Here is a 12,422-nt window from a genome sequence, read left to right on the forward strand (position 1 = left end):
TCCCGCGGCCGCTCAGGCGGGGGGCCAGCCAGATCTACGGGCGGAGCATCGGGACCGCCGCAGGCGCGCCCACCAGAGGCGCGGCGGCGACGGGAGCGACCGACGGCGCGGCCTCGGGGATCGCGGGCTCGGTCCAGGCGACCTCCATCTCGGCCCGCCGGCGGCCGAGGTCGAACAGGGTCTGGCGATTGTCGGCGCTGAAATCCAGGCCCGAGGTGTCGAGCGCCGCGTCGTCGGGAATGGCCGCATAGACCAGGTTGCCGCCGTTGCGGCGCGCGAAGGCGGCGCTGGCGGTCAGGTGCGTGCGCAGCAAGGCCTTGCTCATGGTCAGCCACGAACGGCCCACCACCGACAAGGTGCCGCCCTTGGTGAAGCCGAAGGCCCCGCCGACCTTGCCGTTGACGATCACCCGGATCCGCCCGGGCCGGGCCTCTCCGGTCTTGGGCGCGGTCCACAGCAGGAGCGATTCCGGGGCCACGAAGAACGGGATCGAGACGCCGCCGTCGACATGCATTTCCGACAGCCGCCGGCCCCTGCCCTCGACCTGGATCAGGGTCGGCGGGAAGACGCCGGGGATGCTGGCCGAGGCCACCAGCACGTCCTGGAACAGCTTCAGCGAGGCGTCGTCGCCCCGCGCGGCGATGGCCCCCATGTCCCAGATCACCGTCTCCTCGGTGTCGAGATTGGTGGTGGCGATCAGCAGGCGCCGGCCGCGCGCCTGCTCCATGGCGATCGCGTAGAGCATCGGCGGGTCGACATATTTCTCGACCAGGCCCCGCAGCGCCTTGGTGTCGTAGAAGCCGGGACGGAACAGCAGGTCGATGCCCCGCCGCTCCAGGATCTTGGCCGCGGCCTCGCTGGTGTAGGCCTCGGTCAGGCGGCGGTCCCAGTCGGGGCCGAGAAAGGCGAAAGGCGCGGTCAAGGCGCCGGTCGAGACGCCGGTGACGATGTCGAACTCGGGCCGCTGGCCGGTCTTGGTCCAGCCCACCAGCACCCCCGCCCCATAGGCGCCGTTCGAGCCGCCGCCGGAAATGGCCAGGACGTCGAAAGTTTTCTGGCTGGCGCGGCGGGTGCGGGCGGCCTCGGCGAAGCGGATGCTGGCGTCCGCGTCGCTGGCGTTGAAGCGGATGTCGGCCAGCCCCTGCGGGGCCTCGCCCGCCAGGTCGTTGACCGTGAACACGTCGCGCGGCAGCGATCCGCAGGCGGCCAGGGCGAGAACGGCGAAGAGGAGGGCGAGCAGCCTGACCATGGAAGATTGGAAAGCTGCGCGGCCGGGCGGCGTCAAGACCCATTCCCTTCTCCCCTCGCGGGAGAAGGGGATCCCCAAACGAAAACAGGCCAGCGCGAGCGCTGGCCTGTTGACTTGAACCCGTGGGTCCGACTGCGAGGGTCGATTAGACCGCTTGCAGTTGGCCGGCCGAGGTCTTGCCGCTGCGGCGGTCGACTTCCGGCTCGAACGAGATCTTCTGACCTTCGTTCAGCGAGCCGAGGCCCGCGCGTTCGACGGCCGAGATGTGCACGAAGATGTCCGCGCCGCCGTTGTCCGGCTGAATGAAGCCAAAGCCCTTGGTGGAATTGAACCACTTCACGGTGCCAGTAGCCATGGTGAGTATCCTTGTAGACAAGTGTGTTCGTCGGCCGAAAACGTCCCGATCGACGATCAAATTTCGTTGGAAGTTCGGAAGGCGCGTCCGGCGCTCCACCACGGGAGCAAGGAATAGCAGGCCGAGCGGCAGCGAATTCGATAGCCCACAATCGGCGATTTTATTTCAGAAATCAAGGCCGGAATTTCCGGTCTACTTAACGGGAATCCCGGACCCAGGCTTGGCTTCAAGCGTTGCCTGTCGGGCGGACTCTACCGTTCGCCAAATTGGCGCCCCACGACATCCGGAGCTTCGGCATGACCCTGATCGAGAAGATCTCCACCCTCAGCGACGCCGAGCTCAAGACCCTGCTCGCCAACGCCCGGCGGCTGGACGTCACCGGCACGCCCGACCAGCGCCGCCAGGCGGCCGAGGTGAGGACGCCGCTGGAGCGCGAGGACTCCCGCCGACGCGCGGTCCGCTCGAAGACCTCGATCAGCGCGAAATCGGTCTTGCGGGACTCGTAATTGCAATTCATTCTCAGAAGCATCATCGCGAGGAGACGACGATGGTTCTGCGGGAGACGGGCGCCAGTTGGCTGGCGTCGATGATGCGGGCCGAGCGCGAGCCGGAAGAGCGGTCAGCGCTGCTGGACGGGGCGCCCGAGCCTGAGAGGCTCGCGGCGCTGAAAAGACTCTCCTCCCCTCTTGGGGGAGTTGGATCGGCGCGGATACGCGACGAGACGGAGGGGGACGGCGCGGGCGCCATGGCGCGGCGCTGACCCCCTCCGCCACCGTTCGGCGGTCCCTCTCCCCCAGCAGGAGGAGGAGAGACAACCCCGCCCCTACTTCACGAACGGCCAGATCCAGGCGATCAGCCAGGGCGCGATCAGCAGGATCAGCGCGGTGAGCGGCGCGCCCAGCCGGGCGTAGTCCCCGAACCGATAACCGCCGGGACCCAGCACCAGGGTGTTGCACTGGTGGCCGACCGGCGTGAGGAAATCGCAGCCCGCTCCCACCGCCACGGCCATCAGGAACGGGTCGGGCGACAGGCCCAGCCGCTGGGCCACGCCCATGCCGATCGGGGCGGCGATCAGCACCGTGGCGGCGTTGTTCAGGAACGGCGTGGCCGCCATGGCCACGGCCATCATCGCGGTCAGGGTGGCGATCGGCGGCAGGCCATGGAAGGCCCCCGACAGCCAGGCGGAGATCAGATCGGCCCCGCCGGTCTTCTGCACCGTGTCGCTGACCGGGATCAGGGCCGCGACCAGCACCAGCACCGGCGCCTCGAGGGCGGCATAGGCCTCGCGCATCCGCAGGGCGCCGACGGCCACCACCAGCACCGCCGCGCCGAAGAAGCCCGCCGCCACCGGGACGACGCCGGTCGCCACCAGGGCCATGGCCACCGCCAGGATCGCCACCGGCAGCAGCGCGTGCCGCACCCCGCCCAGCCGCACCTCGCGTTCAGCCAGCGGCAGTAGGCCCAAGGCCTGCAAGGCGCCCGGCAGCGACTGCTCGGCCCCCTGCAGCACCAGGATGTCGCCGGCCTTCAGGCGGATGGTCGCCAGGCGGCCGGCCATGCGGTGGCCGCTGCGCGACACGCCCAGCAGGTTGACGCCATGGGTGTCGGAAAGGGTGACGCTGCGCGCCGACTGGCCGATCAGGTCGCTCTCGCGGCCGATCACCGCCTCGACCACGCGGACCTCCTCGGTCGGCTCGTTCATGGCCACCGGCCGGTCGGCGTCGCGCAGCCGCAGCTTGGCCGCGACGATCAGCTGGTTCAGTTCCTGCTGCTCGCCCTCCAGCAACAGGACGTCGCCGGGATGGATCTTGAGGTTGGCGTGCGGCGCCGCGATCCGCTTGCGTCCGCGCAGGATGGCGACCACCGAGACCGCGCCCTCGGCGGCCTTCTTCAGGGCGCCGACGCTGCCGGCTTGAAAGCTCCAGCCCTCGGGGACCTCGACCTCGGTGACATAGGCGCTGGCCGCCAGGGCCGCGTCGACGTCGATGGCCGCCTTGCGGTCGCGCGGCAGCAGCCGGTAGGCGAAGGACAGATAGGCGATGGCGATGAGCGTCAGGATGCCGCCGACCGGGAAGAAGTCGAACATCCGGAACGGCTGGCCCAGGGCTTCCTGGCGCACCTCCGAGACGATGATGTTGGGCGAGGTGCCGACCAGCACGGCCAGCCCGCCGACCAGCGAGCCGAAGCTCATCGGCATCAGCAGGCGACCGGGCGACACGCCGGTGCGGCGGGCGATCTGCAGGGCGCTGGGGATCATCAGGGCCAGGGCCCCGACGTTCTTGGTGGCCATGGACAGCACGGCCGTGGTTCCGGCCAGCACGGGAACCTGGGTGCGCTCGTCCTTCAGCCTGGGCAGCAGCGGGGCCATGACCAGGTCGACGATCCCCGAGCGCGCGACGGCGGCGCTCAGCACCAGGGCGCTGGCGATGATGATGACGATGTCGTTGGCGAAGCCGTTGAAGGCCTCCTTCACCGGGATCAGGCCCATGGCCATGCCAGCCGCCAGCGCGCCCAGCGCGATCAGGTCGTAGCGCCACCGCCCCCAGACGAACGCGGCGATGGTGGCCGCGATCAGACCGAACGCGAGGCCTTGGTGTAGTGTCACTGAGAGTCTTCCCCGAAGCTGTGCCTGGGGGGAACGGGAGAATGACGGGGATGGTTCAAACTCTCCTCCCCAGGAGGGGGAGGAGTGAAGCCGCTCAGCCCTAAACCAGCGCCTTGCGCGCCGCTTCCCAGTATTGCGCGCCGGTGATCAGGGTCACCAGGGTCGCCAGCCACAGCAGGCCGTGGGCCACGATCGTGAAGCCGCCCATCACGCTGGGCTCCGGCGACAGGCCGAACGCGCCCCAGCTGGCCAGGATCAGTTCGGCGCCGATGGCCACCAGTTGCAGGGTGGTCTTCCACTTGGCCAGCAGGGTCACCGGCAGCTTGACGCCCTTGCCGGCCCCGACTTCACGCAAGGCGCTGACCGCGAACTCGCGGAACAGGATCAGGCCGGCCGGCAGCACGACCATGGCGTTGGGGCCCAGGGCCATCAGGCCCAGCAGCGCGCCGCAGACCAGGATCTTGTCGCCGATCGGGTCGAGGATCGCGCCCCAGACGCTGACCGCGTCCAGCTTGCGCGCCAGCCAGCCGTCGAAGAAGTCGGTCACCGCGGCCACCACGAAGGCGTAGAACGCCCAGCGCTCCAGCCGCAGCTGGGTCTCCGCGGTCAGGGTCTCGCTCAGATACGGCACGGCGCCCGCCGCGGCCGCCAGGGCGACGAACATGAACAGCGCCATCACGAGGCGCGAGCCGGTCAGGATATTGGGCAGGTTCTTCATGGCGCTGTTCATAACGCACAAAGGCGGGCCTGGGCTACGGCCGCTCCCCAGGAGCCTTCATTGGAGAGCTTCAGCCTGAGATCCTGAAGCGCGTCCGGGCGGCGAAACCGTCCACGCCTTGCCCGCGCGCTTTAACCGAGACGTCCGATTTTTGAGACGCCGGGCGCGACTCGCTTCGCTATACAAACCAGGAGAGCGACGCGGCGCTCGTCATCGCGGGTCCGTCCAGGCATGGAAGAACGGGATCGAGGCGGCCTTGGCGGCCGACGCCGCGTCAGTTCGGTGCGCGGCCGGCTCGTGCTCCTGACTGTCAGCCTGCTGGTTCCGGCCCTGCTGTCGATGGGCTTCCTGCTGGCCGGCGCCGACCGCGAGTCGCGCGGGCGGCTCTATCAACAGCTGGTCACCACCGCCCGGGCCCTGAGCGGCGCGGTCGACCGCCAGGCGGCGGTGGGCGTCTCGGTGGTCGAGACCCTGGCCACCGACCAGGCCCTGATCAACGGCGACTGGGCCGCCTTCGACGCCCGCGCTCGCCGCGCCATGGAGCGCCGCGCCGGCTGGATCGTCGTCGCCGACCAGGACGGCCAGCAGGTGCTCAACACGCTGAAGCCCTATGGAACGCCCCTGCCGCGCGTCAAACGCACGCGGGAAGAGGCCGCCGCCTTCTCGGCCGGGCGCAGCAAGGTCTCGGACCTGCTGGACGGCCCCGTGGCCGGCAAGCCGGTGATCACGGTCGGCGCGCCGATCGTCGTCAAAGGCAAGTTCTACGTCCTCTCCTACGTGGTCGACTCGGCCTCGTTCACCTCGGTGTTCCGCCAGCAGCGCGTGCCCGACCGCTGGGTCGCCACCCTGCTGGACAACCACCGCCACGTGATCGCCCGCTCGCGGCTGAACGAGGCGTTCACCGGACACCTGGCCTCCAAGGACATGGAGGAGAACCTCCGCCACTCGACCGAAGGCGTCAGCAAGAGCGTCTCGCTGGAAGGCGTGCCGACCATGGTCGCCTACACCCGCTCGCCCCAGACCGGCTGGACCCTGGTGGTGGCCATCCCGCGCGAGGACCTGGCCAGCACGGTCAACCGCGCCGTGGCCCTGGGAACCGGCGTCTTCCTGCTGCTGCTGGTGCTGGGCGTCGCCCTGTCGGTGGTCTATTCCCGCCGCATCAACCAGGAGATAGGCCACCTGGTCTCCGACGCCCGCCTCATCGGACGCGGCGAGACCCTGCCGCCCGCCGATCCCGACAGCCTGGAGGAGATCGCCGCCGTCCACGCCGCCCTGCGCCAGGCCTCCCGCGAGCTGAAGACCCGCGAAGAGCGCCAGGCGGTGATGATCAACGAGCTGAACCACCGCGTGAAGAACACCCTGGCCACGGTCCAGGCCCTGGCCCGCCAGACCTTCGCCAAGATCCCGAATTCCACGGACGGGAGCGCGCCGCTCGAGGTGTTCACCGACCGGCTGATCGCGCTCTCGGGCGCCCACGATCTGCTGACCCGCACCGGCTGGCGCGAGGCCGACATGGCCGCCGTGGTCGAGGCCAGCCTGGGCGCGCATGTCGAGCGCGTCGACCGTTCCGGTCCCGAGGTGGCCCTGGCCCCGCACACGGCCGTGGGTCTGTCCATGGTGTTCCACGAACTGGCCACCAACAGCGCCAAGTACGGGGCCCTGTCCGCGCCGGGCGGCCGGGTCGAGCTGACCTGGAAGCGCGACCCGGTCACCGACAACCTGCTCTTCACCTGGCGCGACGTCGGCGGCCCGCCGGTCACCCCGCCGGCGCGATCGGGCTTCGGCACCCGCCTGATCGAGAGCTCGATCCGCCGCGAGCAGAAGGGCCAGGCCCGGTTCGACTTCCGCCCCGACGGCCTGGTCTTCGAAGCCAGCCTGCCGCTGCCCGAACAGGCGCGGTGGAGCAATGCGTTCTGAGGAAGGAAAGCTCCGCCGGTCCGCCCTTGCGCCGGGAGCCTCCACCGACCTCGCGAACAGCGGACATTCCGGTCGTCTGTTCGGGGGTGGGCGGACGTCGTCTGCCTGGGGTGGCTTCGCAGCCGCTAAGGCTTCAGGTCAGCCGCCACGGCCTGAAGAACACGCGCGGCCCGGGCGCGGTCGCTTTCGTCCTCGGTGGGGATGACCGGCAGATCCGGCGCGACGCCGGCGACCTCGTTGGTCCCGTCTGCGCGCAGACGAATACAGTTGGGCACCCGGAAGCGTAGGCGTGAGTGGGTCAGAACCAGCGGCGGGGAGTCGCCCATGAAACCGCAGCCGTCGCCTCCGGTTCTCACGCCGACGATCTTCGCCGCGCCATTGTCCCGCATCGTCGCCGAGAACATCTCGGCTGAGGAAAAGGTCTTGCGATCAGTGAGGACATAGGCTGGACCGGGCCATGCGCCGTAGAGATCCTGGACGACTGTTGACCACGCCAGGGCGCTCTCTGTCCGCTTGTCGCCATAGGCGTGGGCGGGCAGGCCGGGCAGCGGCCCGTCGGCATAGCCGGCCTCGATCACCCGGCGACAGGTGAGATCGCCCCAGGCGCGCCGCTCGCTCCAGACCCAAGACAGATCGCAAGGCGCCGCGCCGACGCTGGCCTTGCGCGCCCTGAACAAGGCCAGAGCCTTCTCAAGGTCTGCCTTGGCCTTGGGGCCGGGTCCGGCGCCCAGCGCTTCAGTCAGGTCGTCGATCTCCTCGTCGAGATATGTCACGCCGGAAGGGGCGTCGACGACCAGCAGGCGGGCCGAGGCAATGGGCCGTGAGCCGAACAGGCGGGGAATCCAATCGCCACTGTCGTCGCCGCCGGAGTTATTACCCACATCGACGATCACGGCCTGGGCGCCGGCGGCCCGCAAGGCCTTTAGCTGATCGGCCAAATCCTGGAGCCACAGATGGCCGGCCGCTTCGCCTATCGCCCCGCGCGTGATCGGCGTTCCCGCAGCGCGCGCCTTGTCCCAGGCGCGACGGCAGGCTCTGGGAAACCCTCGCGCGCGGAAGACCTGGATCCGGATCAAGCCGATGCGCTTGCCGCCAACCTCGGCGAGGCCGACGCGAAACACGCTGTCCTGTCCGTCGCCGAGCAGGCGGACGCCGGGAAGGCTTTCCATGGGTAGGCTGAAGGCGACGCTGGCCGTCGAGGCATGGCCGAACGCCGCGCAGCCCGAGATCGGATCGTCCGGGTTAAGCGTCGCCTTGTCGGGCTCGGGCGCTTTAGTCCTGGACGGCGCCAAGGTGGCCAATTCCGACAGATGGCCGTCGTGGAAGTTCGCGACGAAAGCTCGCAAGGCATCGCTAGCCTCGGCGTCGCTGTGGGCCGAGTCCAGCGCCGCTTCGGTCCGGCGGACCATCGACGGCACGTCGACGCCGCTCTCATAGGACCCCATCCAGGCCAGGTTCACATAGCGCGCCTCCAGTTCAGTGCGCATCTGGACGAAGTCGGCGCGCCACGCGGCCGCGTCATACGGCGGGGACGCGCTCGTCAAGGCGACGGACGCCAACGCCACACTCAGCAACGGAATCATTCTCTTTCCCCATCCGGCTCCGCCAGAAGCCTATAGTTGGGTGGAGGCCCGGTCTTGGACGGGAACGACAATTGGTATTCTACGCACGCCTATAGGTCTTCGGGGCGCAGCCGTAGACGGCCTTGAAGGCGCGGGAGAAATGCGACTGGTCGCAGAAGCCGCACGCCAGAGCCACCTCGCTAAGCGGCGCGTCGGTCTCGGCCACCAGGCGCAGAGCGTGTCGCAGGCGAAGCGCGCGTTGGTATTCGCCCGGCCCGACACCCGTCTCGCGGCGGAAGGCCCGGGCCAAGCGAGCCGGATGGACATCGCAAAGCTCGGCCAAGCGGGCGATCGACAGCGGCTGATCCAGGTGAGCGACGATGAAGTCGCGGGCCATGGCGACGCTGCCCGCCCCCTCGACCTCGGTACGCCCGGCATGACGGCCGAACAGCGCGATCATCTCCCAAGACAGGCCCTCGAGCGCCGTTCGCGAATAGGCGTCGGCCAGCCGTATCTCTTGCGCCATGCGGCGGCCCAGGCGCGCTAGCTCCGGCGCGACGGCGACCGGCGCTTCGGCCAGCGGCAGGTTATCCGCCAGATAGTCCAACATGGGCGCCTGGAGCGAAAGGCCGAGCTTCACTGCTCCGCCGGGCGCGAAAAGCTGCGAGTGGGGCTCGCCCGGTGGATAGAACAGCAGCGCGCCGGGGCCATGCCAGGCGGCGCGCCCCCGGATCGTCTCCTCATAGCGACCGTCCAGAACCAGGGTGAGACTGGGCGTGTTATGACTGTGGACTACCATGACGCCGGCCGCGTAGCGCGAAACCTTGGCGCGAGCGGAGACAGGCGGGGGACTCATGACTCGCCTCATCAAATGCCTGATCGGCCAGCCTTGACGTCGGTCCAGCCAAAGCAAAACGCTACGGCGTCGCTAGCGATAATTCAATCTCCGCGAGCGCCCGTCCGTCACCGCAGGGTCTCACCCGGCGCCACATGACCAGCTCGGCGTGAGCTCGGTCACAGCATGGTCCGAGGTAATGGCGAATGGCGATGCGTAGGGGACGAGCTCCTCAAGTAGCGATTGCAGAGCACGGAAAGCCTGTTGTCCGCTGTTCAATGCCTCGGTTCCGGCGGTTGCAACGCAATGCTCGCCACCCGTTGCGGCCGGTCTTTGGTCCGCTAAATTGCCAGCGGCCACTCATAGTTCTCGGCAGCGTCCGTATCCGCGCACCGTTTCGCGCACGTTCTCGGAGATGCCCAGAGTTTCCCGCAGGTGCCGAAAAGCGGTCGCGCCCAAAAGCCGAGAAGGGTGATTATCGGACATTCCAGCGTCCCACAGAGCGCCAGAAGCACATCTATTTTTCAGGGCGACCGACAAGGACTTTCAGAAACCACTCATAACCGCCGTTTCCATCGAAGATAGTTCGGCGACCTGGCGGACGAGTTCTGTCGCTCATTTTCTGGAAATTCAAAGCTTCCCGACGCGCGTTTACGAGCGAGATGCTGACCTCGGTGTCCCAGCTACGCAGAGGGGGCAGATAGAGTCTCGCCACGTCCTTCTCATCGTCCAAAAGGCTCGATCTCGCGCTGGCCCAGTCCATCGGAGATCGGGCTAAGGATGAAGGTCGCGCTAGGTCTGTGTCTTCAACAGGCGCGGCTTCCTCTACAGGTCGATACCCTGCCGCCTTCAACCAACTCTCAAGGCGCGACGCCTTGGCAACGGCTTCGTCCAGCCGCATGGGTCGGTTTTGCCAATCGAAACTGAATTCGCTCAGGCCTCCCCGCTCAGAATCGACGCTGGCGATCAGAACGGAATTGTTATCCCCGCCGACATCTTCGAAACGGAATTCATGGCTGCCATCGACCCAGACGATATCTACAGGCGTATTGCTCGTGAGCAACGGGTCGAATTCAAGGGGGAGGGTGGCTTGGCGTTGCATTTCGCCAACCGATGCGCCGAGAGAAAAGCGGATCGAATGGGCCGCTTTTGCTCCAGAGGCGGCGATGCATTGGGGAAGGCTACGCGGTAGTGTGCCCAGGACCTGCAGGGCACCGGGACAGTCCTGCCAATTTGCTGGCGATGCACTCACCACGGAAGAGTTCGCGAGCGCTAATAAGGCAGAACAAACCAAGGTGTGGCGCATGGAGCTCATTCCTACACCTTAGTGATCAAACCCACAGGAGCGGAACCCTACTCGCCTCGCTCGCGAGTCCATTCGCCACCCTCAACTCTGCGCTTGATGAAGCGGACAAGCCTAACGTCCGCTTAGGGTCGAGAGCCCCCGCCAGCATTCTTCCGGCAAGCGGCCCCTGAGATCGTCAGCGTCGGGACGATCGTCGATCCCGATAGATTTCGCCATGGACCTGACGCGCTTGCACAGAGTCAGCTAAACCCTGATCGCATGAGCTACACCGACGCCGAGATCGCCGCCCTGGCCGAGGGGCTGCTGGACCGCAGCCTGCCCAAGGACCAGTGGACCCACGCGGCCCACCTGACCGCCACCCTTCGCCTGGTCCGTCTGCGCGACGCGAACCTGGAGCGCGACCTGCCGTGGGTGATCCGCACCTACAATGTCGCGGTCGGCGGCCAGAACACCGAGACCAGCGGCTATCACGAGACGATCACCCAGGCCTATCTGGCCGCGATCCGCGCCTTCGAGGCGGCCCTGCCGCCCGGAACGTCCGACGCCGAGGCCGTCGCCCTGCTGCTGGCCACGCCGCTGGGCGACAAGAACTGGCCGCTCACGCACTGGTCGCGCGAGCGGCTGTTCTCGGTCGAGGCCCGCCGCTGGTGGGTGGACCCCGACCTGAAGCCGCTGGCCCATCCGCCCGCGCCGCGGGACGGCCTCTAGTTCTTGGCCCAGGGGATGAATTCGCCCAGCCGGACGCCGCCGGTATAGCCGGCGGCCGCGCCGCGCCCGCCGTTGTCGCCCACGAACAGGTTGTTGCCCTCGCACAGGCTCGGGGTGTCGCCGACGAGCAGCGCGTTGTTCGAGTTCAGGTCGTCGAGGCCGGCGGTCGGCCGGTTGACGTACAGCGTCGGACTGCCGCGCAGACGGTAGACGATGGCCGTGCCGTTGATGATCTGGGTGGTGATGATCTTGCGCGTCTCGAGGCAGTTGACCCCGGCGAGAACGGTCCGCCCTTCCAGCATCTTGGCCAGCGTCGCCTCGCCCTTGGCGTTCTCGGCCTGGGCGCCGGAGGCCGCCAGGACCCCCATCGCCGCCATCACGGCCCAGGTCTTAGGTTGAATACCCATTTTCTCCGTCGCACCCCTTCGCGATCGACACCAGGGCGCGAAGCTCAACCTCAAATAGCCGCAAGTCAATGTCGGAACCTAGGGGCGCCCCTTCAGAGCCTTGGCCACGACCGGGGCCAGGGCCTCGCCGATCTTCCTGGCGCCGACCGCGTTGGGGTGGATTCCGTCGCGCTGCAGCAGGGTCGAATGGCCGCCCACCCCGGCCAGGATGTTGGCGTAGAGCGGAACCCCGAACTCCCGCGCCAGGCTGGGATAGAGGGCGTTGAACTCGCGGGCGTAGGACGCCCCGATGGCCGGCGGCGCGCCGACGCCGACCAGCACCGCGCCGATGCCGCGGCTTTTAAGCTTCCGCAGGACGCCGCGCAGATTGGCCTTGGTCTGGGCCGGCTCGACACCTTGCAGCAGGTCGTTGCCGCCCAGCGCCACCACGCAGACCCGGGTGTCGGCCGCGACGCTGAAGCCGACCCGCGCAAGGCCGCCGCCGCTGGTGTCGCCCGAGACGCCCGCGGCCCGGACCACGGCCGAGACCCCCAGCCTGCCCAGCGCCGCCTGCAGTTGGGCCGGCATGGCGTCGCGCGCCGGCAGGCCAAGGCCGGCGGTGATCGAGTCGCCCAGGACGGTGACGATCTGCGGCTTCGCCGGCGGCTTGGGGGCGGCGGCGATCTGGGTCAGGAGGCCCAGGCCGAGCAAAATGCGGCGACGGCTGGGAAAACGCTGTGCGGTCAGGCTCATGCCTTCCTATGTAGTCAGGCTGCCGGCC

General features: G+C 68.3%; 12 protein-coding genes. 3 read left to right on the forward strand and 9 right to left on the reverse strand.

Annotated elements, in window-relative coordinates; genetic code table 11:
- Positions 1 to 34: 34 nt before the first annotated feature.
- Positions 35 to 1,249 carry a patatin-like phospholipase family protein gene (locus AC1RNC_RS10210; protein WP_492885899.1) on the reverse strand — a complete coding sequence of 405 codons (1,215 nt, stop codon included), beginning with the start codon at positions 1,247 to 1,249 and terminating at the stop codon, positions 35 to 37.
- A gap of 145 nt (positions 1,250 to 1,394) precedes the next feature.
- Complete coding sequence (locus tag AC1RNC_RS10215; RefSeq protein WP_099575950.1) at positions 1,395 to 1,604, reverse strand: cold-shock protein; 210 nt, start codon at positions 1,602 to 1,604, stop codon at positions 1,395 to 1,397.
- Between the two features lie 296 nt (positions 1,605 to 1,900).
- On the opposite strand from AC1RNC_RS10215, the gene AC1RNC_RS10220 reads away from it, so the two are divergent.
- Entirely contained in the window at positions 1,901 to 2,110 is a 210-nt protein-coding gene (locus AC1RNC_RS10220) for a hypothetical protein (protein ID WP_492885901.1), read from the forward strand.
- A 317-nt stretch (positions 2,111 to 2,427) separates the two neighbouring features.
- Here AC1RNC_RS10220 and AC1RNC_RS10225 read toward each other — a convergent pair whose 3' ends face one another.
- Entirely contained in the window at positions 2,428 to 4,209 is a 1,782-nt protein-coding gene (locus AC1RNC_RS10225; RefSeq protein ID WP_492885903.1) for an SLC13 family permease, read from the reverse strand.
- A 100-nt stretch (positions 4,210 to 4,309) separates the two neighbouring features.
- A complete protein-coding gene (gene pgsA / locus AC1RNC_RS10230; RefSeq protein WP_492885905.1) occupies positions 4,310 to 4,927 on the reverse strand; it encodes a CDP-diacylglycerol--glycerol-3-phosphate 3-phosphatidyltransferase in 618 nt (205 codons plus the stop codon).
- A gap of 231 nt (positions 4,928 to 5,158) precedes the next feature.
- On the opposite strand from pgsA, the gene AC1RNC_RS10235 reads away from it, so the two are divergent.
- Positions 5,159 to 6,844 (forward strand): sensor histidine kinase, encoded by a 1,686-nt coding sequence (locus tag AC1RNC_RS10235; RefSeq protein WP_492885907.1) that lies wholly within the window; start codon positions 5,159 to 5,161, stop codon positions 6,842 to 6,844.
- Positions 6,845 to 6,969: 125 nt separating this feature from the next.
- On the opposite strand, the gene AC1RNC_RS10240 is transcribed toward AC1RNC_RS10235, so the two are convergent.
- The 3 genes from AC1RNC_RS10240 to AC1RNC_RS10250 all read right to left on the reverse strand — a co-directional run bounded on the left by AC1RNC_RS10240 (position 6,970) and on the right by AC1RNC_RS10250 (position 10,547).
- On the reverse strand, positions 6,970 to 8,388 hold the full coding sequence (locus AC1RNC_RS10240; protein WP_492885909.1) for a S41 family peptidase: 1,419 nt from the start codon (positions 8,386 to 8,388) through the stop codon (positions 6,970 to 6,972).
- Between the two features lie 118 nt (positions 8,389 to 8,506).
- Entirely contained in the window at positions 8,507 to 9,262 is a 756-nt protein-coding gene (locus AC1RNC_RS10245) for a helix-turn-helix transcriptional regulator (protein WP_492885911.1), read from the reverse strand.
- A gap of 496 nt (positions 9,263 to 9,758) precedes the next feature.
- Positions 9,759 to 10,547 (reverse strand): hypothetical protein, encoded by a 789-nt coding sequence (locus tag AC1RNC_RS10250; RefSeq protein ID WP_492885913.1) that lies wholly within the window; start codon positions 10,545 to 10,547, stop codon positions 9,759 to 9,761.
- Positions 10,548 to 10,805: 258 nt separating this feature from the next.
- On the opposite strand from AC1RNC_RS10250, the gene AC1RNC_RS10255 reads away from it, so the two are divergent.
- Positions 10,806 to 11,255: a hypothetical protein gene (locus AC1RNC_RS10255; protein ID WP_492836942.1), complete on the forward strand. Its 450-nt coding sequence runs from the start codon at positions 10,806 to 10,808 to the stop codon at positions 11,253 to 11,255.
- Here the strand turns inward: AC1RNC_RS10255 and AC1RNC_RS10260 are convergent.
- A complete protein-coding gene (locus tag AC1RNC_RS10260) occupies positions 11,252 to 11,662 on the reverse strand; it encodes a hypothetical protein (RefSeq protein WP_492885915.1) in 411 nt (136 codons plus the stop codon). The two genes, AC1RNC_RS10255 and AC1RNC_RS10260, sit on opposite strands and share 4 nt — an antisense overlap.
- A gap of 78 nt (positions 11,663 to 11,740) precedes the next feature.
- Complete coding sequence (locus tag AC1RNC_RS10265) at positions 11,741 to 12,394, reverse strand: arylesterase (RefSeq protein ID WP_492885917.1); 654 nt, start codon at positions 12,392 to 12,394, stop codon at positions 11,741 to 11,743.
- Positions 12,395 to 12,422: the final 28 nt, after the last annotated feature.

The organism is Caulobacter sp. GW822-FHT01G02 (assembly GCF_058802865.1).